Genomic DNA, 24391 nt, shown 5'->3' on the forward strand with positions numbered 1-24391 from the left:
CTCCCTACTTCAATCAGGCGTATCCAAGGAGAGGGATTCCCTTGGGCCTTCTCTCAATGACAAAACAAATGCAACTTCCCCTAGCCGGGCGGCGAGGAATGAAACGAAAATGCTCGTTTCATTCCCCTGCCTGAAGGGTGGTTGCGTGGCTTTCCGCCGCCTCAAGCCGCTTCCACCCAAAATCGATGAGGCGTGATTTTGGGTCCCTGTGAAGCGCCTTGACCCGGCTACGTTCTCAGCTCACACGCCACAGAGGTACAGCTTCGCGATAGGCTTTTTGAGCCGCGCTTATCTCCTCGAACAGCCGCGCCGCCCTGTCATAGATGTCCATGACCTCTTCCATTTCCGAAACGCTCAGAGTCACCGACTCGCAGCACGAGCTATGCGCTAGCCAAATCTTGTTCATCACTCCTGGCGTTTCGTCGCTCATGACTGAGGCAACGGCGGCTGAAGCGCCATGCCGTCAAAGTCGCTGGCAATGTTCGCAAGCGCTAAACGGGCTACAGTGCGATCCAACGCTTTCGGCTTAGCGGAGGCGGCATCGGGCGAACATTGGCTTTCTGCGTAAATCTCTTCCGCGCGAATCAAGCTCACAGCGGTTTCCAGCCGAGTCAGAGCCTGTTGCAGGTATGATGCGGCGTCATCGCTAATCACGCTGTTAGCGGGGTCCACAGTCCGCTCCATGTGCCGCTTGAGTTCATCAGCGAGAATCTGAGTTGAAATGCGCACACTCTGCAAAGCGTGGAACTCATTCATTGACCAACTCCCATTGTTGCCGCCATGACTAGCAGCGGGTTGTTGCATGCCTGCTCCATCAACTGAATGGAGCCCGCCAACGCTTGCCCCATTTCGGGCGGACTCACGCCCAGATCACGGACCTTTTCCAGCAGCGCCGCCGCCTGCTCGAAAAGCGAAAGCGCCTCTGCGCATGTGATCCCCATGCTTGCCCCCTAAACCAACTGGTCCCGGATATCCCGGGCCGACTGTGACCACGCCACCGGGTTCGGGTTGTCGCAGATGTCGCCCAACAGGTGCAGCGCCATTTCCACCACCTGCGCCTGACTCAGGCCTTCACGTGCGTACTCAGCCATCACGGCGCAGGCGCGCTCATCCAGATGCACCGCCTTCTGGCGCTTGCCGCTCTGTTCCTTCGCGGCGCGCCATCTGGCGGCGCGGGCTTGACGTTTGGCGTCGCTAGTGACGTTCGGCGTTTGCATCAACATGGTGGGTTACCCCTTGTTCGCCGCGCCAAGCTCATTCACGCGCTCTTTGATGGAGCCGAGCAGCGCCTGTTGACCCTGCTCCATACCAGCACTGTTGCCTTTAACCGATTCGATTTTGGCGTAGACGTCCAGCAGGAGCTTGATGTCGTCAATGCGTTTTTCCAGATCGGTTTGCATCGTCTCAGCCCTCATCCAGGCAGTTACGGGTTAGGCGCACCATGTTGACCATTACGCGCCGTCCAATCGTCACGGCTGGCAGGTAGCCCCGCTTGATCCAACCTTCCACCACACCACGGGATACCCCGCTCAGTTCACAGAATCGCTCTTGCGTCATCACCGGTGTGAAGTGGCACATCGGAACGCTGATTTCCGCCTCTTGCAGTTCCATCGGCTCCATGCGCCTCACTCCGTCGTTGCTGGACTCTGTTGGACAGTGATAGACTATGGACAGGCTAACCAGTGTGGGTAACTTGTCCATATGGATAATATATCCACCTATGGATTATGTGTCCACACTTTTATGGGCTCAATTGGTGAAAAAATTCGCCCGATGCGTGAAGCGTTGGGGCTTGGGCGTGCCGAATTCGCGGAGCGGATTGGGGTGAATCGTGACGCCGTTCGCGATATTGAGGTTGGCAGAAGAAGACCAACTGAAGAGTTGATGGAAGGAATCGGGCGCGAGTGGCCCCAATTTGCCTATTGGCTAATGACAGGGAAGGTTGACCCGGAGCATGGGCACATCAGCCCCGAGATTGAGCTAGAGCGTCAAAACTCCCCAGAACCCCGAACGGGTACAGACTCGCACTGAGGATTTTGGCCAAGTGGAGGCCTAACGAATCATCGTGCCTCTAAAACAACCACTTTAATATATTGTTGACGCTGATTATGTCGATCGAGGCAATTTTAGGGATTTTCTTCGCATCCAAGGCATTGATTTGGATTCTTGTCGTAATGGTTTTGGTTCTGGCGATAATTTACTTATCAAAAAGCATTTCGGCAAAATCGAATGAGGGAGCCCGCAACGCCAAGCGCAATCCTGGGCCGCAGAGAGCCACTGAGTCGTTCACACCCGAGGAGCCCACGTTTGATGAAGCCCCAGTCGCGACACTCTCAGCCAAGAAGCCTTTGTCGAAGCCTGAAGAGATTCTCTATTGGCGATTGGTAGAGGCGCTCCCGGATCATGTGATCCTGCCCCAAGTGAGTTTCAGCCGGTTCATGAAGGTGACTTGCCAGGATCGTAAAGCATACATGGCCCGGTTCGGACAGATATCCCAAAAGACCGTGGACTATCTGGTATGCGACAAGGCGTTCAACATCGTGACGGCCATTGAGCTTGACGACCGCAGCCACAAAACCGAAGACGACCGCAAGCGTGACGAGCTTTTCAAAGAGGCGGGAATCCGCATCATCCGCTGGAATGTAGGCAATATGCCTAACGCTAAAGAAATTCATGTAGTGATCCAAGAAGTTTAATTAGACGAATAGCCTGAAAAATCAATAAATTGAAAATGGAAAATAAACAAGCAAGTGAAATATTACAAGTAGCTACAAACAAGGCGATTGCCGAGACCGGTGGTGGACACAATCAGAAAGGGATTGAGTTCCAACGGGTGTGGGCAGTATATCGCATGTTTACACTTGTCGATTCAGGGGCTAAAGATTTCCTGTTCTTGTTTGAGGTGATTCAGGATGTTGCTGTGCTTGATTCGGTTGAGTCGCCAACTCAAATCTGTCTTTATCAGGTAAAAAAAGATGATCGTAAAGAGTGGACGTGGGCAAGACTTACGAACTTACCTGAACCAGGAAAAAAAAGACGTGTAACAAAGAACAAGCCAGCTGAGATAAATGATAGTCCAATTGGGAAGCTCTATTCTTCAATTGTAGAGTTTAGTAACCTAAAGAGCTCTGGGGCTTTTGTTTCAAATAGGGGTTGTGATCTTAAGTTAACAGGTGGGCGAAATGCTGCTACGTCAGTATCAAGCGACCTCTCACAATTAGAAGCAACTTACTTAGCTCAACTGACAACAGAGTTGAAAACCCTTCATGGGGCATGTACTCTACCCGTCGACCCCTCACTTATCCACATTGAGAAGTTTGATATTTCGACAACTACGCCGATAGATCATTTGATCGGAGTGGTTGCTAAATTTCTTAATAAACGTAGCCCTAAACATGCGGGTCAGGCCGAATCACTAGTTAATGCATTGTTGATGAAGGTCGCACCTTTGAGCGCTAAGACTGACGCTTGTTCAACAATTGAGGAAATATGTAAAGAAAGAGGCTATTCTTATAAAGAGTTTGTATTAGCATTGCGAGACTTAGAAAGTCTCCCAGATGTAGAGGTGTTGCTAGACGGCTGGCTTGTCGAGCTCCTGAATAAAGGAGCAATTACTTTTATGGAAAAGCCTGCTATAACCGTTGCAGCCGCGAAAATTGCACGCTTGAAACTTCTAGATCATGATGACCCATTAGTCGACTCATTATTATTGGATGTCAATAATTGGCTTGATAGAAATGAGTTGGAGTATAGTCTTGTGGACTTTTTTAGTAAGGCAAGGAAGGAAATAGCCTCTGCTCACCCTGAGATTCGCTTCCCGGAATTTGCAGCACATTTTCTCGTTAGGGCATTAGAAAAATGCGTGGACCTAAGTTAAGAAAGCTAGTCAGGAACCTTCGGACGAGATCTTATGAGAAACTTCCTATTCGAAAGTGTTTGGATGCTCTCTCACCGGGACAAAACAGCTCGGTTTGTGGAGCTTCACCCCAAAAAGAACCTGATATGGGGGCGGAATCATACGGGCAAGTCGAGCTTGGTGAAGACACTATTTCTAACATTAGGGGCAAGACCTCAAGGTAAGTTAGATAAGTGGGATGAATATACAGTTTCATTAGTTACATTTCAAATAGATGGTCAAAGATTAAGTGTGTTACATAAATCTGGGATGAGGGCTCTATTTTATGATAATGGAGAATTGCATGCTGCCACGTCTGACTTCCCAGAGTGGTGCGAAATTTTTTCAGGAATCACAGGTTTTAATCTAATCCTCTCGGGCAAAAATTCACATAGTGTACAGGCTGACCCGAACTGTTTTTTTCTGCCATTCTATATTAACCAGGATGGAAGCTGGCAGTCGTCTTGGAGCACATTCCCAGCAATACATCAGTTCAAGGACCCTTATAAGTCAATCCTTGACTATTTTTCAGGGGTAAAGCCCCCAGAGTACTACAAGGCTAAGGTTCAACATGATGCTGAACAACTTCTGCTTGCAGATCAGCAGAAAGAACGGAGTTTACTGGAGAAGGCCCGTGACCGGCTCTCAGTGAAGCTGCCACAGTCTGGCCCTAAACTGGACCCAGAAAACTTCAAATTTGAAATTGAACAACTGACGAGAGAAGTAACAGAACTAAATAAAGAGCAAGAGAGATTGCGGGAGAAAGCCGTTTCAGAACGTGATCTATTATCTAGTATTAATAAGCAGGTAAGTTTAGCCAAGCAGGTGTTGGGTGCCTATGAGCATGACGCAATGTTTCTACGCAAAGGGGATAGAGGCGTTTTGGTTTGCCCCGTCTGCCATGCTGAGCATAAAGAAGCTTTCATAGAATTGCTTTCCTTTGTGGACGATGCACGATCTCTATATAGATTTACTGAGAAAATGGAAAGTGATGCAAGTGAAATCCAGGTTAAGATTAATAGGACATTATCTGAAATTTGTAGTCTTGAGGCGCATTACCAAAAAATTTCACGGCTTCTTAATGTCAGGAGAGGTGAGCTACAGTTTCATCAAGTGATTGAGAGTATAGGTGCTGAGCAGGCATATTCGGTATTTGCAGAAGAGTTTAATGCTCTCGATAGTGAAATAGCAAATCGAGTAGAAATGATTAGAATGCTAAAAGCCGAGTTGAAGAGTTTTGATAATCGAAAACGTTCTTCGGATATCTTGAAACATTTTCGTGATGCATACTCAGCTGCATTGTTTGAATTAAGCGTCTCAATAGACAAGAAGCCATCGCAACTTAATAGTCGACCTAAGATTTCCGGCAGTGCAGGGCCCCGGGCTGTTTTGGCCTACTATGCAGCTATTTGGGCACTATGTTATGGGGAGTATGGTTCATTCAATGTTCCTTTGGTGATTGACTCACCTAATCAGCAAGGGCAGGATGATATTAATTTGCCGAAAGTTATAAGCTTCGTTACTGATAAGCTTCCTTCTAATGCTCAATTGATTCTTGGTTCGGAATTGAAGCCAGATCAAGGGTTTGATAACGAAATTATTCTTGATCGGCCCTATAATTTGCTAGAGGAACAGTTTTATGAAGATGCTCTTGCCGAGGTAGGACCATTAGAGAAGCAGATGTTTGATAGTCTTAGCAAAGGGTAGTTGCTCAGTTTGCGTTAATATATATTGTAAATTATCCTAGCTAATATTGTAAGCGCTCAGTAGTGGAACCGACATTGGATGATGACGATATCCCCGTCATCGATAGCATAAACCAAGCGATGTTCGCTGTTAATGCGACGTGACCAATAGCCAGTTAGATTCTCTTTCAGGCGCTCAGGTTTGCCGATGCCTGAGAACGGGTCACGCTGGATATCGCGGATCAATTCGTTGAGCCGCTTCACCATCTTGCGGTCATTCTCCTTGATCCAGTATTCGTAATCGGCCCAGCCGTCCGGCGTGAAACAGATGTTCATGGATCAATCAAATCCCGCTTCTTGGCCTTGCCCGCTTTGTGCTGCTCAATGGAGGACATGAGCCGTTCAGCATTGGCAGGCGTGCGCAGAAGGTAAACAGTCTCCTGCCAACTGCGATACTCCTCTTCGGACATCAGCACCACATTGCCGCCCTTTTGCCGTGAAATGAAAATCGCTTCGCGATCCTCAACAGCCCGGTCCATCACAGACTTCAGATTCTGCCGAGCATCGGTGTAGTTGATCACTTGCATGGAAGGACTCCAGTAGCCCGAATGTGGACGAATGACCCAATCAGGTCAAGAATAAACTGTACAGGTAATTGTACGTTTAGCCGTTGGTTCTGTCAACCAAGTGTCAACGCCAGTGTCTGAAACAGTCCGATAGAGTCAGATAGCGAAAAGACCAGGCGGTTCATTATCAGACTGTTACGGACTCTGTTGGACGCTTGCAGGTGGCTACGAACCAGGTGGTCGGAGGTTCGAATCCTTCCGGGCGCGCCATTTTGAAGCCTAAACGGCCCGAGTCGAAAGACTCGGGCCGTTTTTTTGTGCCGGAGATGGTGCTGTGTGAATCAACAGAGCGTGTGAGCGCTGATGATGTTTTCGCCGAGAGGGCCCTTACCAGATGGGCTCTGCTCTCCTGGTGCTAGGATGCTGATTAACCTATATTGTTAGAAGGTTAATCAAAATCATTGCTGTGACAGAACGCGCTGTCGCCCCATTGGCTGAAACGGTATTTGGGAGTGTTCTCATATGGGATTTGTATCCAAGGGGCGCCAGATCAATGTGAAATACGCCATTACATTACGCCTGTGGGCTCTGTTTCATTTGCTGACGGTGTTTGCAGTTTTTTACACACACCCATTCGAACAGATGGGCGCGGATCTCCGCTTTCAGGCTGTGGCTCTTGCGCTGGTTGGCCTGCTTATCTTTTTCCGGCGAGCAGAAGGGTTCTCCATTGAATTGGGGATCGCCTTGGGATTTGCGCCGCCAGCTCTGTACAGGCTGATTTTTATTGAGTGGCCGGGGTTAGAGGGCCATTTTCAGAACTCAATTGGCGATGTTTTTCGTTCGATTCTGTTTCACCTCGTCATCTCGCTCTACTTTTTAGTGGTATGGCGGAGACATTTGCGCGCGTTTCTGCACAATCGCTGGGTGAGCATCGCGATTGTGGCTGGCGCCACCACGCTTATGGGATGGTGGGTTCATGCAGATGGCGTGAAAAGCTTGATGCGGATGAAAGAGGTTCTGACAAGCAGAGCATCGGCGCCACAATTTCCCCATGTCGTGACATCGCCTCAATCGCAAACCCCGCAATCGAGCGGTTCCACTGAGGCGGAGCAAGCCATCCCCCCTTCCTGTCCCATGCCAGAACGCGAAATTCTGCTGGTGAAAATCGCCGAGTGCCAATGCGCGGCGGAGTTTGTTCCGCCCCTGTCGGAGATCTATTACATTCCAACCGTTCCACAGGATCTCAAACAGGCGATCTTGCAGACGACATTGACGAAAATTGGTGAACGGAATTACCGCAAAGGTCTCGATCTCTATATCAGTCAGATCACGCAGGAGTGCAATAAGCGGGGCGGAGATGTGCAAGCGTGTGTTTGCAAACATCTCTCCGAGCCATTGGCGCCATGATGTGGACGGAGTTTGCCGTCTCTTCTGTTGTCTGGAACGCGGCCTGAATCTGGCTGCAATCGATTACAGGCTGGCGGGCGGCGGCGTAATGGGCAGGCGCACGGTCAGTGTGACGCCATGTTCGGCGCTGCTCTGCATCTCAATGTCGCCATGGTGGGCGCGGGCCATCAATCGCGCTGAGTAGGCGCCCAATCCGGTGCCGTCCTTTTTCCCTGCGGTGGCGTATTTTTCAAAGAATCGCGCCCGGATGGCCTCGGGCGCCTGGCCATGGTTATGGATGCGAATCATCGCCTCGGCGTCATGCCGCTCCAGGGTCACGGTGATGCAGGAGTTGCTCGGGGCCGCTTCGGCGGCATTCTGCAACAGATTGCCAAACAGGGTGTAGCAGAGCGACTCTTCCGCTTGAATGAGGAAAGGCGCGGCGTCTGCTGAGACGCCGGACAAGGTGACGTCCTTGGCGTTGGCGATGGGGGCGCAGCCGTCCCACACCTCACGGATCACCTGCATCAGATCAACCGGCGCATACCGCACCGCATAGTCGCCGTTCTCGATTTTAAACAGCACCAGCGTGCTGTTGGCTTGGTTCATGGCTTGACGCGCCGCACGATGGATCGCTTGCAGCATCTCTGCGGTGTCGTCGTTGCCGTCACACTCATCAAGCAGGAGTTCGCAAAAACCGAGGATTCGCGACAGAGGGGATTTCAAGTCGTGCCGGGTGATGCGGTCCACATCCTCGCGCAGACGCACGTTCTCTTCCAGAATCTGGTTGCGCGCGGCCATCGCCTCAGCCTGTTCGGTCAGCGCGTTATGGGCCTGTTTGAGCTGAATGTGGGTGCGCACTCGCGCACGCACGATTAGCGCGTTGATGGGTTTGGTGATGAAATCCACTGCGCCCGCCTCCAGCGCGCGCACCTCATCCTCTTCCGTGGTGTGGGCGGTGATAAAGATGACCGGAATATGCGCCAACGCCTTGTCGGCTTTGAGGCGGCGGCAGGTTTCATAGCCGTCCAGACCGGGCATCTCCACATCGAGCAGGATCAGATCCGGCGCGGTGTGCGCGCAGTGCTCCAGCGCCTTCTCGCCACTGGCGGCCATGAACACATCGCCTTCGCTCTGCACAATTTGGTAGAGCGCATGGATGTTGGTCGGCTGGTCGTCGACGATGAGAATTCTGGGCGCGGGTTGTTTGTTCAGCAGTTGTTCAGGCATGGTCTCTCTCCACCTGATTCGCTCGCCGGAAGGCGGCTCGGCCGATGACATGAGCGCTTGTTGCGCTGGGGAGAGTCTGTCGTGACATTACGTGTTATCCATCTTCCGCTTCGCTGATCTCCACCCGGTTGCGGCCTGCGCCTTTGGCGGCGTAGAGGGCCTGGTCCGCCAACAGGAGCAGGCGTTCCCAGGCGTCGTGGCTGGAGGGTTTTAACGTGGCGGCGCCGATGCTGACTGTGACGACCTCAGCACAGGCTGAGGCGGGGTGCGGCAGTCCAAGTTGCGCGATCTGCTGACGAATGTGCTCCGCCTTGGTCAGAGCCCCTTTGCGTGTGGTCTGAGGCAGTAGGCAGACAAACTCTTCGCCGCCGTAACGCGCCGCCAAATCGTGGGGGCGACCCATGTTTTGCGCAATGACAGACGCCACTTGGCGCAGGCAGGCGTCGCCTTGGGGGTGGCCCTGGTCATCGTTGTAGCGTTTGAAATAGTCCACGTCGAGCAGGAGCAGAGAGAGCGGCGCGCCATGGCGTTGGCAGTGGCGCCACTCCTGACGCAGGGCGTGATCAAAATAGCGGCGGTTGGCGATCTGCGTGAGGGCGTCCTCCTGCGCTTGTCGGCGCAACAGGTCGCTTTGCGCTTTGAGCGTTAACTGGGTGGAGACGCGGGCGTGGGCAATGGCGTGGTTGACCGGCTTGTGGATGAAGTCGGCGCCGCCGATCTGCAGGGCGCGCGCCTCATCGTCGGCGCTGGCGTGGCCAGTGACAAAGATCACTGGAATATCGGCGCTGCGGTGATCCTGTTTGAGGCGCTGGCACACCTCATACCCGTTCATATCCGGCATCTCCACATCCAGCAGGATCAGATCCGGCGGGGCGTCGTTGCGACAGAACGCCAACGCCTGCTCGCCGCCAGTGGCCATAAAGATGTCGCCGACTGGCTCCACGGCGTGGTAGAGCGCCTGAATATTCCCCGGTTGATCATCCACGATCAAAATGCGGGGTTTGCTCTCACTCTGACTTATCGTGCGACGCTTCATCTGACTCTTCCAACGATTCGCGTAGCTCTGTGCTGGCGGCCTGTGCGCTGGGAATATCCATGCCGTTGACTGCGTCCAGCAGCGGTTTCAGCCGCGCGCCCAGCATTGCGCCATAATTACGTTCGATGTTGGCGACCACCTCCAGCATACGCAAATTTTGTTCAGCCAGCAGCAGATCCAGTTCATCCAGATCGGCGCGCAAGGCGTCGGCGTCCAATTCCGTAGCGCTGTCGCTGGTTTCTGCTTGGGGCTCGGCCAGCTGCGTATGGATCTGCTCGATTACTTCCAAGGCTTGGGACGCGGCCTCATTCAGTTGGGTCTGCATGGGCTCAAGCGCGTCCCCTGAGGCCAACTCCGCTTCACAGTGACGCGCCAATGCCGACAGCGTCACCGCGCCCAGGGTTCCTGCAAGACCTTTCAGGGCGTGCAAGTGGCGGCCAAAGGCGTCGCGATCCTTCTCGTTGATTGCGCTTTCCAGCCGCGAGAGCAGAACCGGCAGGTCGCGTTGGAAGCCCGCGATGGCGATGAGATAGGCGCGCGCGCGATTGTTGAAACGCGCCATGGCGCCTGGATAATCAAAGCCGGGAAAATTTTGCGCCGCCTCTTGGCGCGTTGAGGGTGGGGGCGCCCTCTCCCCCACCACGGTGCGGCCGCAGCATGTGAGGATCTTCGCCACCACTTCGCGCACGTCAAACGGTTTGCCCACATGGTCGTTCATCTGCGCGGCCAAACACGCTTCGCGGTCGGAGCTGAGCGCATTGGCGGTCATCGCCAGAATCGGCAGCTGCTGGGGCGTAAAGCGCTCGCGCAGGATGCGCGTGGCTTCAAAGCCGTCCATCACCGACATCTGAATGTCCATCAGCACGGCGTCAAACAGCGGCTCCGCCGCCATGGCCAGACGCACGCCCTCGGCGCCGTTATCGGCCACCACCACCTCGGCGCCTTGAATCGAGAGCAGCTCCTGGGCCACCTGTTGGTTGGTGGGGTTGTCCTCCACCACCAGCAGATTCATGCCGTGGAGCGGTGTCTGTGGCTGCAGGTCCATCTTCTTCAGATCGGGATTCGTTTGCCTGCCTGCCGTGAGAATGGCTTCGCGCAGCATCTCATGGGTGACGGGTTTGGTGAGGAATCCGTTAAACAGTCCGCCGGGGGACTCTTCATGTTGTTGCAGCACCATTTCGCGCCCATAGGCGGTGATCAGGATGAAGATCAACGAGGAGCCGCTGGGGCAGTTGTTGCGGATGTAGCGGGCGGTCTCCCACCCATCCATGCCGGGCATTTTCCAGTCCAGCAGCACCAGGTCGTAGGGTAGCGGCGCGCCATCATCGCACGCGAGCAGTTTGATCGCTTCGTGACCGCTCTGGGCCACATGCGCCTGCCCGCCCAGGTCCACCACCATGCGCGCCAACACATCGCGGGAGATCTCGCTGTCGTCCACAATCAGGGCGCGCAGCGGGGCCCCTTTGGAGCCGAGTTTGGGCGCGGCGCGCTGCTGCTCGGGCATGGCGTTGGCCAGCGGCAGGGTGAGGGTAAAGAAGAAGCGGCTGCCTTTGCCCTCTTCGCTGATCACTTGCAGCTCGCCGCCCATTAACTCCACCAGGCGACGACTGATGGCCAGACCCAGCCCGGTGCCGCCAAAGCGGCGCGTGGTGGAGGCTTCCGCCTGGGAGAAGCCTTCGAAGATCAACGACAGTTTTTCGTCGGAGATGCCGATGCCAGTGTCGCTGACGCTGAACTCCAGGGTGACTTCCTGTGCGGTGCTCTCCAGCAGAGTCAACGCAACGGTGACGCTGCCTTTGGGGGTGAACTTCACCGCATTACTGGTGAGGTTGATCAACACCTGTTGCAGACGCAGGGCGTCGCCCGACAGCATGGTGGGCATGGCGCCGTCGATATCGAACAGAATCTCCACATCCTTATCGCTCACCGTGGTGGAGAGGAGCGAGGCCAAGGTGTGGAATAGTTCGGCCAGATCGAATGGCGCGGTCTCCAGCTCCATGCGATTGGCTTCGATCTTGGAGTAGTCGAGAATGTCGTTGAGAATGCCCAGCAGGGAACGGGCCGCCACCTCGGCCTTTTCGATATAATCCTTCTGCCGGTCATCCAACAGGGTGTGGTGGGTCAGTTGCAGCAAGCCGAGCACCGCGTTCATGGGGGTGCGGATTTCATGGCTCATGTTGGCCAGGAACTGGCTTTTGGCGATATTGGCGGCGTCGGCGTTATGCCGCGCCTGAATCAACTCTTCCTGGACCTGTTTGGCTTCAGTGATGTCGAGAATTTGCGCCACAAAGTGGATGGGAGAGCCATCGCTGGAGCGCACCAGAGAGACACTGAGAAGAATCCACACCAACCCGCCGTTCTTGTGGATGTAGCGCTTCTCCATCTGGTAGCTGTTGATCTGACCGGCCAGCAACGCCTGGACGTATTGCAGGTCCGCTTCCAGATCATCGGGATAGGTGATGGTTTGAAAGTCAGTCGCTAGCAGCTCTTTTTCGCTATAGCCGATGATTTCGCACAGCGCCTGATTGACCTTGAGCCAACGCCCCTCCAGGGAGACCAGCGCCATGCCATGGGGCGCGGTTTCGAACGCGCTGCGGAAGCGCAATTCGCTCTCGACCAGGGCCTCTTCGGCGGCGTGCTCGGCGGTGATGTCGCGGTTGATGCCCACCATGCGCACCGGGTGGCCTTGATCGTCGCGCTCCACAATGGCCGCCATATGGATGTGGCGCAAACTCCCGTCGGGCAGGGTGATGCGAAAGGCGCTGTCGAGCAGCTTGTCGCCGTCCATGGCGGCTTTGATATCGTGGTTCAGGCGCGCCAGATCCTCCTCGTGGAAACGGCTGCGCCAGAAGGTAAGCGAGGGCTGAGAGATCCACAGGCTTTTGGGCGCCTGATAGAGCTCGAACATGCGTTTGTTCCACTCCAGATCATCGGTTTTGAGATCCCACGTCCAGATGCCTAAAGAGAGCGCATTGGCGGCCAGCTCAAAGCGTTCGGTAAGAGAGCGCAAGCGCGCCTCTTTGCGTTTGGCGTCGGTGAGATCGAAGAACTGGGCGATCAGATGGTCTTCGCCATTGAGGGTGGCGGGCAGCAGCAGGCTCTCGGCCCACACCTCGCGCCCAAACGAAGTGGTCAGACGGATCTCATGTTTGCGCGGGGCGCGTTCGCGCAGCGCCTCCACCGCCGCGTCCAGCAAGCCGGAGTTGCGCCAGGAGGGAATCAGGCGGAAATTCTGTTTGAGCAGGCGCTCCACCGGCGCGCCGACCATCTTGGCCATGCTTTCATTGACCATGACGCACTCGCCGCTGGCGCGGTAGACCCCTTTGGCCACCGGCGATTGCAGCAGCAGGGTGCGGCTGAACTCCAAACTCTCCTGCAGCCGCGCTTCGGACTGCTTGCGCCCGGAGATGTCCCGCGCAGAGGCATAGAGGAGTTGACGCTCGCCCAGACGGATCCCTTTGGCGCTGATTTCAACATCGAACTCCACGCCATCTTTGCGGCGGTGACGGGTCTCGAAGGTGCGAGCGCCCTTGAGCAGGGCTTGCAGCGCATGCACCAGGTCTTCTGCAGAGAGTTGCGCCTCCCAGTCACGTACGTTCAGCTGTTTGACCTCATCGGGGGAGTAGCCGAGCATTTGGGCAAAGGTCTGGCTGAACTCCACCACATTGCCGGTTTCATCCAGAATGTGGATGCCGTCGCTGGCGGTGTCGAGCAGGGTCTTCATGCGGTCGGAGGCGTCGCGCAGCGCCAATTCGGTTTGACGTTGATCGGTTATGTCGCGGAATACGCCGGTGATGCGGTGGGATCCCTGAGCCTCTCTCTGATCAACGAAGGCGGCGCCTTGAATCCAATGGGTCTCGCCATTGGCGTCGGTGGTGCGAAAGGATATATCAACGCTCTCGCCCCCCACAAACCGCGTGTGCATCAGTTGCTTCACATGATCGTGGTCGCTGGCGTGTACGCGGGTGAACCACACATCCCCTTGCAGGGGCGTGTGTGCGGATTCTGCGGGTAGGCCAAACATCTTGCAGGCGCGTTGATCCCCCTGCAGCAGATTGCGTTGAGGCTCCCACACCCAGATCCCCAGCCCGGATAGGGAGGTGGCCAGCTCCAGGCGCTTGAACGTGGTCCACTGGGCATCCTGCCCTCTTTGTCTTCGTCGCATGACCCAAGCCGCCAGAGCGCCCGCCAGCAGCGCAATCATCGCTTCCAGCGCAATGCGCAAAGGGCTGAACCAACCGCGCTGAGGAACCACGCTGAGGAACCATTGGCCGTTGGGCACGCTGATGGTCTGGGTGATGGGATCGGCGGCCATGGGGGTTTGCGATTGCGCAAACACATGGCGTGCGCCGGTATTGGGGTGGTTGCGCCATAGCTGATAGCTGTAGCCTGTGGCTTCAATTTCGGCAAAACGCAGGTGGCGAGTGACATCCTCCAGGCGAATCAGTACCGAGGTGAAGCCCCAGAAGTCGTCGGCGCGATCCTTCAGAAACACCGGTTGGCGTCCGATCACGGCCACGCCGCCCTGGATCAGCGTAAACGGCCCCGCCAGCGTCATGGAACGGGTCTCAATTGCGCTTAAGGCTTCCTTATTGCGGTTTTTGTCACTGAGCAGGTCGTGGCCGATGGCTTTCTCATTGCCCGCCAACGGCACGATGTGGCGCACCACGCCCGCCGGGGCCAGTTGCAGGGAGCTGATGGTGGGGTTGATGCGCAGGATCTCTTGCGCCACCTCGTCAAAATCGGCGATGTGGCCATCGCCTTGGCGCACCAGCGCAGCCAGCGCTTTGGCGGAAAACAGATCGCGCGTGAGCTGTTGATTGATCTGACTGGTCATGTGATGGGCCAGCAGCGTGGCGCGCTCCCGCTTCTCCAGCCACACCGCCTTTTCGTTGAAAAGCGCCAGCAGAAGGCAGATGACCATCACCACAATCGCCGCAATAAAGGGCAGGCCTGTGCGGCGTGGGGCGGCGGTCTGGACGAGAGGGGATTCCATGACCTGCTGACTCCTCTGGCGAAGATGGGCGGTGGAGCCATTGATATTCTCAGAGCGGACTCGGCGCTAGGTTAACCAGTATATAACATTTATAAGCTGATTACCGGGGTTCGACAAGCACGACGTTCTGAGTTTTGCAGTGAATACGGGGGGTTGATCAATCAGTCTGAAATCTTGCGCCGCCTCTGTTGCGGCGAGCCCTGTTTGCGCGCCAGCCGCGTTTCGCGAAGAAGCTTTCTGGGCGCAGCAGAAAGGCCTGACGCGAGGCGTCAGGCCCGAATAAGAGAGGTGAAACCGTGTGCCCGAGTTACACCGCCAGGGTGTTGCCGGTGATGTACTCTTCCAGATGTTGAATGGTGAAGGCCTGGTCGCCAATGAGGCGGTGCACCACGTCGCCGATGGAGATCACCCCCACCAGCTTGCCCTCATCCAGCACCGGCAGGTGGCGGAAACGCTTGTGGGTCATCAGCGCCATGCACTCCTGCACCGAGGCGTCAGGGCTGACGCAGGCGATCTCGGCGCTCATCATGTCGCGCACCGGAGTCTCCTTGGAGGCGCGTCCTTGCAGAATCCCTTTGCGGGCATAGTCACGCTCGGAGAATGTGCCGATCAGTTGGCCCTCCTCCAGCACCAGAAGCGCGCCGATATTGCGTTCCGACATGATCACCAGCGCATCGAATACGCTGGCGGTGGGCGCAATCACAGCGAGTTGATTGCTCATTTTACTGCTCAGAATCTGTTTGACTGTGCTCATCGTCCTGTCTCCCCTGACGCATGGCCGCATCGCGCGCGATGTGGCGGCATCGTTCTCAAGTGGCGGGCAGATCGGCTTGGCGCCAGTACAGTCGGCAGTGCGAAAAAGGCTCCGTTACGCCTCGGTCTTGTTGGTTGACATCTTGAGGTCTGGCGGCCTGCCGAACTCAGTGATTTTGGTTAGCGCCATGATCTGGCCGAATTGTCGAAAAACGTTCCATAAGATGATGGGCCGTTTGAGCATCACCACCAGCGTCCGCAAGCGGAACGCGGCTTTTTGGTTGGCGATTCGAATGCTCGAATGAATATCGGTTTCACTCAAAATCGGATGTTTGAACAGCAGTTTGCTGCCAAACAGGCTGTATTCGCGGAAGGATTTGATATCCAGCAAGCCTTCGCGGCGCAGCATGTTGTAGGCGGGGGAGCCGGGCACCGGCACAAAGTTGGTGAACTGGAAGAAGTCCGCGCCCAGCTCCTTGACCGCCTCGATATTGCGTTTGACGCTCTCTTTGGTGTCCCAGTAGTGACCCATGATGAAGTAGGCGGTGCAGATGATGCCGTGCTTGCGGAACAGCTGCACTGCGTTGATCACCTCATCCTTTTTCAGGCGCTTGTCCATCTTCTCAGCCACGCCCTCATCCCACGACTCGACGCCTATGTTGGCGCCGATGCAGCCGGCTTTTTTCATCAGTCCGGCCAGCTCGTCGTCCACCAGGTCGGCGCGCATGCCGTTGGGCAGGGTGAAGATGATATCCAGTTTGGCGTCGATGATGGCCTGGCAGATGCGCTTGGCCTGCTTGATGTTGGCGTTGAAGCAGTCGTCGATAAACGAATATTTGCGGTAGCCGTAGCGCTCTTTGAGCTGCTTGATCTCGGCGACGATATTCTCCGCCGAACGCATGCGCATGCGTTTGTTGATGTCGTCGCGATAGCAGAAGTCGCAGCGGAACGGACAGCCGCGGCTGGTCATGATGATGCCGTCGCGGGTGGAGGGCGACACCAGGGTCATGTTGTAGCTGCCGTAGCGCTCCAGTTGAAACACCTCGATGGCGGGGAAGGGGTACTCATCCAACGGCTTGTTAAAGGCGCGCATGGGGTTCTGGCGAAATTCGCCGTTTTCGATCCAGCAAATGCCGGGGATCTCCTCGCCGGGCTTGCCGGCAGCGAAGTCCAACATCACCTCTTCGCCTTCGCTGACGCAGGCGTAGTCGGCGCCGGAGTCGCGCAGACTCTCTTCGGCCAGCGCCGTCACATGGGGGCCGCCCAGCACGATCTTGCCGTTAAAGCCGCGCTCGCGCAGCTCACTGACCAGATCCACCGCGTGTTCAAAGTAGTTGGTGAGGATGGAGATGCCCACCATCTCCACGCCGTCCATGTTATCAAATACATCCTGCTTGTGCTGGACCTGCAGGTCCACTGCGCGCACAGAGTGTCCCGCCTGCTTGAGGAACGCCGCCATGTAGCCGATGCCCAGTGGCGGCGTATGCACCTTCATCTGGCTGATATTGGTCTCTTCGTAAGCGAAAACAAACAGAAAGTTCATGTGAACAGGGCTCCTGATCATCGGCCAACGGTGACAACAATTCCGACTGGGCGACAGGGGAATTGGTTCCTGCAAATCGGACTGGATCGTATTTGCAACTCTACAACCTTGCGAAGTCAAACCTGTACAAAATTGCCAATGTTTGCGGGGCGTAGGTTGAACTTGTGCTGACTATTGGCCGCCGACTGGTCGGCGGCGGGGTCTGGGGGCCGCGCCCCCAGCGCCAATGGTGTGCAATCCAGGGCGGACCCACGATTCGGCAGGATTGCCGAATCGGACTCGCGCAGCGAGCCCGAAGGGTGAGGGCTATGGATGGCCCGAATCACGGTTGTGCTTTTGGGAGCTCGAGGGCGGAGCCCTCGATATCTTTTATTTACCCGTTAATTGGCTTTCTCTGGTTATAATTCATGATGCAACGATTTTTCGCACATAGCCGACCCATTCGCCGTTCTCCTGCACGCAGCCGAGGAACGCCTGCCCCTGCACCCGGCACCAGGCGGGCAGATCCCGCGCCACGCCGGCGTCGGTGGCGCGCACCCGGGCCAGGACGCCGATAGGCTGTGGCTCCAGCGCTTGGGCGGTCTTGACGATGGGCATGGGGCAGAGGGTGAAGCGAGCGTCCACCTGCAGGTCGGGTTCCAGCGCCGCCAGTTCGGCGGCGGAGAGGGGGGCGTCGGTTTGCGGCATGCGCAGGCCTCACTTTGGCTGTGTTACAGATACCAGGATTGCGGCACCTCATCGGCCCCAAAGGGGGCGACTTCGCGGGTTTCGGTCTGGCCGTCATGCTCCACGCTGATGGCGACGCTGGGGTGGCTCTTGCCTTTGCCAAAGCGCGCGGTCAGACGACAGGCGGCCTCCAGATCCTCTGTGCTGGGAGCGCCCTCCACCAGCGCCAGCGGACCGGGAAGGTTGGCGGCGCGGATGGCCCAGCGTCCGGCGCGGAACCCTTGCAGGAAGTTGTTCTCCGGCTCGTCGCGGCCAACGATGATCTTGCAAGTGGGCGAAATGCGCAGATGGCGGCCCGCCTTGAGGAGGATGATATCCTCCATGCTGTACTGCTTGGAACCCCGGTTGTCCCAGAGGTCCTGCAAACGGCGCGAATAGTTCTCGTCGGTGAGGAAACAGCAGCCGCCCGCCGGGGAGGGGTAGTCCACCAGGCCGAACTCGGCGGCCAGGGCCATCTGCGGCTTGCGCGAGCGGCCATGAAAGCCCATCAGCTTTTCGCGATCCACCAACCCTTGCTTCTCCGGCTCGGTCTCCGGCAGGCGCTTGGCGCACAGCGGGCGCACCAGCCACCCCTCCACGCCGGACTCCCGCGCCACTTTGGGCATGGTGTCGGCGCGCTGGCTCATGGGGCGCTGACCCACCACCTCGCCGGTGAAGAGAAAGTCGAAGCCCAGCTTCTCTTTGAGCTCCCACGCCTTCTCCACCATGAAGATCTTGCAGTCCAGGCAGGGGTTGAGATTCTTGCCGTAGCCATACTTGGGGTCGGTGACAATGCGCACGTACTCTTCAGAGATATCAACGATGTGCAGTTTGATCCCCAACACTTCGGCGGCGTGGAGGGCGTCGTGGCGTGGGGCCGGATCGCCCTCTTTGGCGCGGATCGCCTGGGTGTGGTTCTGTACGCAAAAGCCGGTGTAGAAGTTGACGCAGGCCACTTCGATTCCCTGCTCCATGAGCAGACGGGCGGCCAGGGTGCTGTCCAGACCGCCCGAGAGCAGTCCCAACGCGCGCGCTTTGGGCATGACGAAACTCCATGGATAAAAGCGTCAGCGCGCGCCGGGCCGGGAGGCTGGGCGCGCGCCGTCATTGCGGTGCGAAAAATGGCTTCGCGAACAGTTCAGACGCGAAAGCGGATTAACCGTTCCCCGCCGCGCGCAGCCATTGGGCGGCGTCCAGGGCGTGGTAGGTGAGGATCATATTGGCGCCGGCGCGGCGGAAGCTGGTGAGCATCTCCAGCACGGTGCGCTCCTCCTCCAGCCAGCCGTTGTGCACGGCGGCCTTGATCATGGCGTATTCGCCGCTGACGTTGTAGGCCGCCACCGGCAGGTGGGTGCGCTCGCGCACGTCGCGGATGATGTCCAGATAGGGCAGGCCGGGTTTGACCATCACCACGTCGGCGCCCTGCTCCAGGTCTAGCTCCAATTCGCGCAGCGCCTCCTGGCGGTTGGCCGGATCCATCTGATAGGCGCGGCGGTCGCCGAAGGAGGGGGCGTTGTCGGCGGCGTCGCGGAACGGTCCGTAGAAGGCTGAGGCGTATTTGACCGAATAGGCCATGATGGGAATGGATTCGTGTTCGGCGCTGTCCAGAGCGTGACGGATCGCCTCCACCATGCCGTCCATCATGCCCGAGGGCGCCACCATGTCGATGCCCGCCTGGGCGTAGGTGACGGCGATGCGGCCCAGCAGCTTGAGGGTGGCGTCGTTGTCCACCGTATCCACCGGGTGCACGATGCCGCAGTGGCCGTGGTCGGTGAATTCGCACAGGCACAGATCGGCGATGAGATAGAGCTCCGGGACCTCCGCCTTGATGGCGCGGATAGCGCGCTGCACCACGCCGTTGGGATCGTAGGCGTCATGCCCGGCGGGGTCTTTATGGTCGGGAATGCCGAACAGGATCACCCCGCCCAGGCCCAACTCATAGGCGCGCTTGGCGTCCTTGACCGCCTCATCGATGGAGACCTGATCCACGCCGGGCATGGAGGCCACCGGAATGCGGCGCGCCTCATCTTCGACGACGAACATCGGATAGATTAAATGCGCTGGAGACAGAAAGGTTTCGCGCATCATATCGCGGCTGGCCGGGTGGCGGCGCAAGCGGCGGGGTCGATGGGTCAAAGAGGCCATGGTTGCTCCGAAGTGGCGTCGCGCGGGTCGGCCTAAAGGGACGGCCTGGGCGCGCGGATATTGAAAAATTTTGCTGTATGCGGCAGCATGATGCGGCATGAGATGCGTGTGGGCAAGCGCTCAATTGCGCCCTGTAAGGTCAAACTGCGTTGAATCCCTTGGGAAAGTGAACATTTGTCCCTATACTCAGGGACTGTTTTGTATGAACCGAGTTGAATTAGGCCGCGCCACTCACTGCGTCGGGCCGCGTTCATTCCTGTTAAAGAAGGCTGACGGATATGGCGCAAAAGCTTGGGAATCGGATCTGTGTCGTCGGTCGTAGCGACGTAGGCCGGGTCAGAACCCTCAATGAAGACAGCTTTGCGGTGGATGGTTCGCTGCGCTTGATGGTCGTCTCCGACGGTATGGGCGGGCACGATCATGGCGAAGTGGCCAGCCGTGAAGTGATCGCTGCGCTGCGCGAATACCTCATGAGCCCCGGAACCTTCGGCCGCAAACAGACGATTCGCAGCGACGACACCTATCCCGATGAAGCGCCCACGGTGGTCAACACCATCGCTACGGCCGAGACCGATGACGAAGAGGAAGACGGCCCCACTCAGGATGACGTGCCCAATCCGGCGGTGACTCTGGTGCGCCATGCGGTGGAGTACGCCAACAGCAAAGTGTTTGAAGAGAACCAGAAACGCAAATACCCTGAAGGCACCGGCATGGGCGCCACGGTGGCGGGTCTGTGGCTCTCCAACTATGAAGATCGTCTGGTGGTGTTCCACGTGGGCGACTCCCGCGTCTATCGCTTCCGCGAAGGCGACTTCTCGCAGGTGACCCGCGACCACTCCATGATTCAACAGTGGCGCGACTTCGGCGAGCGCGGCGCGCAGCCGTCGCAGAACATCCTGACTCAGGCCATGGGCCCGGCCGCCAATGTGGTGCCGGACGTGGCGCTGGTGGACGACCAGGCGGGCGACTGTTATCTGATCTGCTCCGATGGTCTGAGCAACATGGTGGACGACGCCGTGCTGGCGGAAAAGCTCGGCAAGGCCACTGAAGAGAATCTGGAAGAGATCGGCGATGAGCTGATCGAACTGGCTAAACATAATGGCGGCAAGGACAACATCACCCTGATCCTCGGATTGGTGGTGGCGTGATCCAACCTGCTGCGCTAATTGATTCGAATCCTTAATGCTGTGTAGGACCGAGCCATGAGAGAAAAAGTCCGCCTCGCTATTATGTTCGCCGATATTGCCGGCAGCACGCGCCTCTATGAGGAGTTGGGCGACGCCAAGGCGCGAGAGGTCACCTCCCGCTGCATCGAAATGCTCACCCGCCTCACTGAGCTGCATGAGGGTAAGGTGGTCAAGACCATCGGCGACGAGGTGATGTGCATCTTCCCCTCCGCCGATCTGGCCGCCGAAGCCGCCATTCGCATGCAGGAGGATGTGGAGGAGGGCGAAGATGAACTTGGCCACCAACTGCACGTGCGCATCGGCTTCCACTTTGGCGAAGTCATTCGCGAAATGGAGCGCAAGCGCCTCGATGTGTTCGGCGACGCGGTGAATCTGGCCGCGCGCATGGTGGCCCAGGCCAAGGCCGAGCAGATCATCACCACCGGCGAAACCCTGCAGGAGGTGAGTCCCGACATTGCCGAGAACAGCCGTATGCTGATCACCACCACGGTGAAGGGCAAGACCAAGCCGGTGGAGATCTTCGAGCTGACCTGGGGCGAAGAGGACGATCTGACCGTCATGGGCGGCATGCCGTCGCCTGGCATGGCGCAGCAGCAGACCCACAAGCTGACTCTGCGCTACTCGACTGAGCAGGTGGAGCTGGGGCCCTCGCGGGACTCCATCACCCTGGGACGCGGTAAGCAGAGTGAATTCCGCGTGCCGGACAACATGTCTTCGCGGGTGCACTGCAAGATCGAATTCCGTCGCGATCGCTTTGTCATCGTCGACCAGAGCACCAACGGCACCTATGTGAGCACCAGCGCGGGCGAGAACTTCTTCGTGCATCGTGACGAGCGCCGTTTGACCGGCCAGGGCGTCATCGGTCTGGGCCAGAAACTGGGCCCCAGTGATGATCTGGCGGTGCACTTCGACGCCGGTGACGACGAAGATTAAGCGCTGATGACACCTCTGACTTTGTGGCCCGGCGTCGGCATGACGCCGGGCCATTTTTGTGTGCGGCGCCTCTGGGGCGTCTGTGCTCTAGCCATGTGAAACCAAAACGGCGCAGAACGGCCAATGTTTGCGTGACGCAGGTGAAATTCGCGCTGACTGATTGGCCGCCGACTGGTCGGCGGCGGGGTGATTCGGGCCATCCATGGCCCTCACCCTTCGGGCTCGCTTGCGCGAGTCCGATTCGGCAATCCTGCCGAATCGTCTGGGGGCGCGCGCCCAGCGCCAATGGTGTGCAATCCAGGGCGGAGCCCACGGTTTGGTTTTTGGGAGCTCGAGGGCAAAGCCCTCGATATCTTCCATATTCAAAATCGCCAAAATCCAATTTTGAATTCGACTGACTATATGGGCCGTCGATTGGTTGTCAGAGGGGTGATTCGGTCCATCCATGGCCCGAATCACGGTTTGGCTTTTGACCTTGAGAGTTCGAGGGCAAAGCCCTCGCTATCTTCTCACACCAAACTGTCCTGATTTCGTTTCACGCGACGATATGGGGAGCCTCTCATGCGCGTATGGTGCGCGGTGTCCGGCCATGGCTTTGGCCATCTGGCGCAAACCGCTCCGGTGCTTGCCGCTTTGGCGCAACAGACGCCACTGGAGGCGCTCACCCTCTGTTGCGCGTTACCGGCGCGCAAAATCCGCTATAAACTCACTTTGCCGCATATCCACGACTCCGAACCGCGCGACGTGGGATTGATTCAAACCGACCCCATGCAGCCGGATCTGCCCGCCACCGCCGCCGCGCTGGACGCCCTGCACGCCGATTGGCCACAGAAGCTGGCGCGCGAGCGGGAGAAGATGGCGGCGTTTCGCCCCGATGTGGTGATCGCCAATATCCCCTATCTCACCTTAGAAGCGGCGCAAGGGTTGGGCATACCCACGGTGGCGCTGGCCTCGCTCAGTTGGGATCGGATTGTGGCGGGCTATTACGACGTCGCCGAGCCGCGCGTCGCTGCATGGTTACAGCGCATGCGCGTCGCCTATGGCGGGGTGGATCTGGCGTTGGCGCCGCACCCGGCCATGGCCGATGCGCCGTTTCCCCATGTGGTGGAGATTCCGCCGATTCTCGATGCCGCGCAGCCGGACCGCGCCGGATTGCGCGCGCAGTTGGGCATTAGCCCCGAAGAGACGCGGCCTCTGATTCTGGTGAGTTTGGGGGGGATTCCCATCGATGCGCTGCCGTTCGATCTATTGCGGCGGGAGCGGCGCGGGCTGTTTCTGATTGACCATCCCGACGCCCCCCATGAAGAGAACCTGTACAACGTGGGGCGTTTGGGCGATTGGCCGTTTGGCGCGGTGATCGGCAGTGTGGATGGGGTGGTGGGCAAACCGGGTTACGGCATGTCGGTGGAGTGCGCCGCCCACGGCATTCCGTTCCTCTATGCGCGACGCTTCCACTTTGCCGACGAAGCGTCCATCTGTGCTTGGCTGGCGCAGCATGGCCGCGCGCGGGAGATCACGCTGGAGCAGTTTTTTCAGGCCGATTGGTGGGCGGATTTTGAGGCGGTGCTGGCGCAGCCGACGCCGCCGCGTCCGGCCCATGATGGGGCGCAAGAGGCGGCGCGGCGGATACGCTGTTTTTTGCAGCGTGAGTAAAGGCGAGCGTGGGGGGTGACATTCAGGGTTTGTAACGGTTGATGTTTAACGTTCAGCGTTATAGCCTCAATCCATGATTCAATCGTTCGCATGCAAGGCGACTGCTAAATTGTTCGCTGTTGGTTCACACAAGCGGTTCGTCAACATCCGCGCGGTTGCTCTGCGTAAACTCGATATGCTGCATGCGGCCACATCAGTGGAAGACCTGCGCGCGCCGCCCAGTAATCGGTTGGAAGCGCTCAAAGGGAACCGAAAAGGCCAACACAGCATCCGTATCAATGACCAATGGCGGGTCTGTTTTGTTTGGCGTAATGGCCATGCGCATGATGTTGAAATCATCGATTACCACTGAGGAAGCGCCCATGCCCCGTATTGCAACCCACCCTGGCGAAGTGCTTTTAGAAGAGTTTATGAAGCCTCATGGTCTGAGCGCGCATGCGTTGTCGTTGGCGCTGCGCGTTCCGGCAACGCGCATTGGCGATATCATCAAGCAACGGCGTGGAGTGACGGCGGATACCGCTTTGCGGCTGGCGCGCTACTTTGGGGTCAGCCCAGAGTTCTGGTTGAACCTGCAAACCGCCTATGACCTCTCTCGTTTGCGCGCGGAATCGGGCGATAAGATTGCCCAGGAGGTTGCCGTGCTGGAGCAGAGCGTCGCCTGAATCCAGGCGAGGCGCT

The 24391-nt window shown here is 57.4% G+C and carries 25 protein-coding genes; 10 read left to right on the plus strand and 15 right to left on the minus strand.

Translation table 11 applies throughout. The features are described 5' to 3' along the window. Positions 1 to 426: 426 nt before the first annotated feature. The 5 genes from MAIT1_RS03935 to MAIT1_RS03950 are packed head-to-tail and all read right to left on the minus strand — an operon-like array spanning position 427 to position 1620. The gene (locus MAIT1_RS03935) at positions 427 to 756 is read right to left on the minus strand and encodes a hypothetical protein (protein WP_085440931.1); all 330 of its coding nucleotides are present in this window, start codon (positions 754 to 756) and stop codon (positions 427 to 429) included. Further along, a complete protein-coding gene (locus tag MAIT1_RS03940; RefSeq protein ID WP_085440933.1) occupies positions 753 to 941 on the minus strand; it encodes a hypothetical protein in 189 nt (62 codons plus the stop codon). Before MAIT1_RS03940 ends, MAIT1_RS03935 begins: the two co-directional genes overlap by 4 nt. Positions 942 to 950: 9 nt before the next feature. Continuing rightward, the gene (locus tag MAIT1_RS03945) at positions 951 to 1223 is read right to left on the minus strand and encodes a hypothetical protein (RefSeq protein WP_085440936.1); all 273 of its coding nucleotides are present in this window, start codon (positions 1221 to 1223) and stop codon (positions 951 to 953) included. A gap of 6 nt (positions 1224 to 1229) precedes the next feature. Continuing rightward, positions 1230 to 1400, minus strand: a complete 171-nt coding sequence (locus tag MAIT1_RS21770; RefSeq protein WP_158089301.1) for a hypothetical protein — start codon at positions 1398 to 1400, stop codon at positions 1230 to 1232. 4 nt (positions 1401 to 1404) lie between these two features. Next, positions 1405 to 1620: a helix-turn-helix domain-containing protein gene (locus tag MAIT1_RS03950; RefSeq protein ID WP_198947787.1), complete on the minus strand. Its 216-nt coding sequence runs from the start codon at positions 1618 to 1620 to the stop codon at positions 1405 to 1407. A gap of 123 nt (positions 1621 to 1743) precedes the next feature. Between MAIT1_RS03950 and MAIT1_RS22635 the strand changes: the two genes are divergently transcribed. The 4 genes from MAIT1_RS22635 (at position 1744) to MAIT1_RS03970 (ending at position 5602) form a co-directional block, all read left to right on the plus strand. Next, positions 1744 to 2031, plus strand: coding sequence for a helix-turn-helix domain-containing protein (locus MAIT1_RS22635; RefSeq protein WP_414673636.1), 288 nt, complete (start codon positions 1744 to 1746; stop codon positions 2029 to 2031). 77 nt (positions 2032 to 2108) lie between these two features. After that, complete coding sequence (locus MAIT1_RS03960) at positions 2109 to 2696, plus strand: DUF2726 domain-containing protein (protein WP_085440939.1); 588 nt, start codon at positions 2109 to 2111, stop codon at positions 2694 to 2696. A 35-nt stretch (positions 2697 to 2731) separates the two neighbouring features. Beyond that, positions 2732 to 3877: a dsDNA nuclease domain-containing protein gene (locus tag MAIT1_RS03965; protein WP_085440941.1), complete on the plus strand. Its 1146-nt coding sequence runs from the start codon at positions 2732 to 2734 to the stop codon at positions 3875 to 3877. A gap of 33 nt (positions 3878 to 3910) precedes the next feature. Beyond that, positions 3911 to 5602: a hypothetical protein gene (locus MAIT1_RS03970; RefSeq protein ID WP_198947788.1), complete on the plus strand. Its 1692-nt coding sequence runs from the start codon at positions 3911 to 3913 to the stop codon at positions 5600 to 5602. 56 nt (positions 5603 to 5658) lie between these two features. On the opposite strand, the gene MAIT1_RS03975 is transcribed toward MAIT1_RS03970, so the two are convergent. Both MAIT1_RS03975 and MAIT1_RS03980 read right to left on the minus strand, forming a co-directional pair. Then, on the minus strand, positions 5659 to 5916 hold the full coding sequence (locus tag MAIT1_RS03975) for a Txe/YoeB family addiction module toxin (protein WP_085440943.1): 258 nt from the start codon (positions 5914 to 5916) through the stop codon (positions 5659 to 5661). Further along, entirely contained in the window at positions 5913 to 6167 is a 255-nt protein-coding gene (locus MAIT1_RS03980; protein ID WP_085440945.1) for a type II toxin-antitoxin system Phd/YefM family antitoxin, read from the minus strand. The genes MAIT1_RS03975 and MAIT1_RS03980 overlap by 4 nt, the downstream gene beginning before the upstream one ends. A 501-nt stretch (positions 6168 to 6668) precedes the next feature. On the opposite strand from MAIT1_RS03980, the gene MAIT1_RS03985 reads away from it, so the two are divergent. Continuing rightward, positions 6669 to 7553 carry a hypothetical protein gene (locus MAIT1_RS03985; protein WP_085440947.1) on the plus strand — a complete coding sequence of 295 codons (885 nt, stop codon included), beginning with the start codon at positions 6669 to 6671 and terminating at the stop codon, positions 7551 to 7553. Positions 7554 to 7616: 63 nt separating this feature from the next. Here MAIT1_RS03985 and MAIT1_RS03990 read toward each other — a convergent pair whose 3' ends face one another. From MAIT1_RS03990 to hemB, 8 genes are all read right to left on the minus strand, one after another. Then, a complete protein-coding gene (locus MAIT1_RS03990) occupies positions 7617 to 8762 on the minus strand; it encodes a hybrid sensor histidine kinase/response regulator (RefSeq protein WP_158089302.1) in 1146 nt (381 codons plus the stop codon). A 94-nt stretch (positions 8763 to 8856) separates the two neighbouring features. Next, positions 8857 to 9798: a diguanylate cyclase domain-containing protein gene (locus tag MAIT1_RS03995; protein WP_085440951.1), complete on the minus strand. Its 942-nt coding sequence runs from the start codon at positions 9796 to 9798 to the stop codon at positions 8857 to 8859. Beyond that, positions 9770 to 14794 carry a PAS domain S-box protein gene (locus MAIT1_RS04000; protein ID WP_085440953.1) on the minus strand — a complete coding sequence of 1675 codons (5025 nt, stop codon included), beginning with the start codon at positions 14792 to 14794 and terminating at the stop codon, positions 9770 to 9772. Before MAIT1_RS04000 ends, MAIT1_RS03995 begins: the two co-directional genes overlap by 29 nt. A gap of 307 nt (positions 14795 to 15101) precedes the next feature. Then, positions 15102 to 15548 carry a CBS domain-containing protein gene (locus MAIT1_RS04005; RefSeq protein WP_085440954.1) on the minus strand — a complete coding sequence of 149 codons (447 nt, stop codon included), beginning with the start codon at positions 15546 to 15548 and terminating at the stop codon, positions 15102 to 15104. A gap of 114 nt (positions 15549 to 15662) precedes the next feature. Further along, positions 15663 to 17090, minus strand: a complete 1428-nt coding sequence (locus MAIT1_RS04010; protein ID WP_158089303.1) for a B12-binding domain-containing radical SAM protein — start codon at positions 17088 to 17090, stop codon at positions 15663 to 15665. A 405-nt stretch (positions 17091 to 17495) separates the two neighbouring features. Next, on the minus strand, positions 17496 to 17777 hold the full coding sequence (locus MAIT1_RS04015; protein ID WP_085440959.1) for a sulfurtransferase TusA family protein: 282 nt from the start codon (positions 17775 to 17777) through the stop codon (positions 17496 to 17498). Between the two features lie 23 nt (positions 17778 to 17800). Continuing rightward, positions 17801 to 18838 (minus strand): tRNA (5-methylaminomethyl-2-thiouridylate)-methyltransferase, encoded by a 1038-nt coding sequence (locus MAIT1_RS04020; RefSeq protein WP_085440961.1) that lies wholly within the window; start codon positions 18836 to 18838, stop codon positions 17801 to 17803. A gap of 112 nt (positions 18839 to 18950) precedes the next feature. Further along, on the minus strand, positions 18951 to 19940 hold the full coding sequence (gene hemB, locus MAIT1_RS04025; RefSeq protein WP_085440963.1) for a porphobilinogen synthase: 990 nt from the start codon (positions 19938 to 19940) through the stop codon (positions 18951 to 18953). Positions 19941 to 20218: 278 nt separating this feature from the next. Here hemB and MAIT1_RS04030 point away from each other — a divergent pair, with 278 nt between their 5' ends. The 5 genes from MAIT1_RS04030 to MAIT1_RS04050 all read left to right on the plus strand — a co-directional run bounded on the left by MAIT1_RS04030 (position 20219) and on the right by MAIT1_RS04050 (position 24375). Then, complete coding sequence (locus tag MAIT1_RS04030) at positions 20219 to 21088, plus strand: PP2C family protein-serine/threonine phosphatase (protein WP_085440965.1); 870 nt, start codon at positions 20219 to 20221, stop codon at positions 21086 to 21088. A gap of 54 nt (positions 21089 to 21142) precedes the next feature. Next, positions 21143 to 22060 carry an adenylate/guanylate cyclase domain-containing protein gene (locus MAIT1_RS04035; protein WP_085440967.1) on the plus strand — a complete coding sequence of 306 codons (918 nt, stop codon included), beginning with the start codon at positions 21143 to 21145 and terminating at the stop codon, positions 22058 to 22060. Between the two features lie 561 nt (positions 22061 to 22621). Then, positions 22622 to 23713 carry a glycosyltransferase family protein gene (locus MAIT1_RS04040; RefSeq protein WP_085440968.1) on the plus strand — a complete coding sequence of 364 codons (1092 nt, stop codon included), beginning with the start codon at positions 22622 to 22624 and terminating at the stop codon, positions 23711 to 23713. A gap of 73 nt (positions 23714 to 23786) precedes the next feature. Next, positions 23787 to 24065: a type II toxin-antitoxin system RelE/ParE family toxin gene (locus MAIT1_RS04045; protein ID WP_085440970.1), complete on the plus strand. Its 279-nt coding sequence runs from the start codon at positions 23787 to 23789 to the stop codon at positions 24063 to 24065. 10 nt (positions 24066 to 24075) lie between these two features. Then, positions 24076 to 24375: a HigA family addiction module antitoxin gene (locus MAIT1_RS04050; RefSeq protein WP_085440972.1), complete on the plus strand. Its 300-nt coding sequence runs from the start codon at positions 24076 to 24078 to the stop codon at positions 24373 to 24375. Positions 24376 to 24391 lie beyond the last annotated feature (16 nt).

The sequence above is a fragment of the Magnetofaba australis IT-1 genome, assembly GCF_002109495.1.
GTDB classification, from domain to species: Bacteria; Pseudomonadota; Magnetococcia; order Magnetococcales; family Magnetococcaceae; genus Magnetofaba; species Magnetofaba australis.

Bases quoted from the DNA above. Each gene is read 5' to 3' on its own strand.
- MAIT1_RS03935 (WP_085440931.1), bottom strand. From the start codon at position 756: ATGAATGAGTTCCACGCTTTGCAGAGTGTGCGCATTTCAACTCAGATT.
- MAIT1_RS03940 (WP_085440933.1), bottom strand. From the start codon at position 941: ATGGGGATCACATGCGCAGAGGCGCTTTCGCTTTTCGAGCAGGCGGCG.
- MAIT1_RS03945 (WP_085440936.1), bottom strand. From the start codon at position 1,223: ATGTTGATGCAAACGCCGAACGTCACTAGCGACGCCAAACGTCAAGCC.
- MAIT1_RS21770 (WP_158089301.1), bottom strand. From the start codon at position 1,400: ATGCAAACCGATCTGGAAAAACGCATTGACGACATCAAGCTCCTGCTG.
- MAIT1_RS03950 (WP_198947787.1), bottom strand. From the start codon at position 1,620: ATGGAGCCGATGGAACTGCAAGAGGCGGAAATCAGCGTTCCGATGTGC.
- MAIT1_RS22635 (WP_414673636.1), top strand. From the start codon at position 1,744: ATGGGCTCAATTGGTGAAAAAATTCGCCCGATGCGTGAAGCGTTGGGG.
- MAIT1_RS03960 (WP_085440939.1), top strand. From the start codon at position 2,109: ATGTCGATCGAGGCAATTTTAGGGATTTTCTTCGCATCCAAGGCATTG.
- MAIT1_RS03965 (WP_085440941.1), top strand. From the start codon at position 2,732: ATGGAAAATAAACAAGCAAGTGAAATATTACAAGTAGCTACAAACAAG.
- MAIT1_RS03970 (WP_198947788.1), top strand. From the start codon at position 3,911: ATGAGAAACTTCCTATTCGAAAGTGTTTGGATGCTCTCTCACCGGGAC.
- MAIT1_RS03975 (WP_085440943.1), bottom strand. From the start codon at position 5,916: ATGAACATCTGTTTCACGCCGGACGGCTGGGCCGATTACGAATACTGG.
- MAIT1_RS03980 (WP_085440945.1), bottom strand. From the start codon at position 6,167: ATGCAAGTGATCAACTACACCGATGCTCGGCAGAATCTGAAGTCTGTG.
- MAIT1_RS03985 (WP_085440947.1), top strand. From the start codon at position 6,669: ATGGGATTTGTATCCAAGGGGCGCCAGATCAATGTGAAATACGCCATT.
- MAIT1_RS03990 (WP_158089302.1), bottom strand. From the start codon at position 8,762: ATGCCTGAACAACTGCTGAACAAACAACCCGCGCCCAGAATTCTCATC.
- MAIT1_RS03995 (WP_085440951.1), bottom strand. From the start codon at position 9,798: ATGAAGCGTCGCACGATAAGTCAGAGTGAGAGCAAACCCCGCATTTTG.
- MAIT1_RS04000 (WP_085440953.1), bottom strand. From the start codon at position 14,794: ATGGAATCCCCTCTCGTCCAGACCGCCGCCCCACGCCGCACAGGCCTG.
- MAIT1_RS04005 (WP_085440954.1), bottom strand. From the start codon at position 15,548: ATGAGCACAGTCAAACAGATTCTGAGCAGTAAAATGAGCAATCAACTC.
- MAIT1_RS04010 (WP_158089303.1), bottom strand. From the start codon at position 17,090: ATGAACTTTCTGTTTGTTTTCGCTTACGAAGAGACCAATATCAGCCAG.
- MAIT1_RS04015 (WP_085440959.1), bottom strand. From the start codon at position 17,777: ATGCCGCAAACCGACGCCCCCCTCTCCGCCGCCGAACTGGCGGCGCTG.
- MAIT1_RS04020 (WP_085440961.1), bottom strand. From the start codon at position 18,838: ATGCCCAAAGCGCGCGCGTTGGGACTGCTCTCGGGCGGTCTGGACAGC.
- hemB (WP_085440963.1), bottom strand. From the start codon at position 19,940: ATGGCCTCTTTGACCCATCGACCCCGCCGCTTGCGCCGCCACCCGGCC.
- MAIT1_RS04030 (WP_085440965.1), top strand. From the start codon at position 20,219: ATGGCGCAAAAGCTTGGGAATCGGATCTGTGTCGTCGGTCGTAGCGAC.
- MAIT1_RS04035 (WP_085440967.1), top strand. From the start codon at position 21,143: ATGAGAGAAAAAGTCCGCCTCGCTATTATGTTCGCCGATATTGCCGGC.
- MAIT1_RS04040 (WP_085440968.1), top strand. From the start codon at position 22,622: ATGCGCGTATGGTGCGCGGTGTCCGGCCATGGCTTTGGCCATCTGGCG.
- MAIT1_RS04045 (WP_085440970.1), top strand. From the start codon at position 23,787: ATGATTCAATCGTTCGCATGCAAGGCGACTGCTAAATTGTTCGCTGTT.
- MAIT1_RS04050 (WP_085440972.1), top strand. From the start codon at position 24,076: ATGCCCCGTATTGCAACCCACCCTGGCGAAGTGCTTTTAGAAGAGTTT.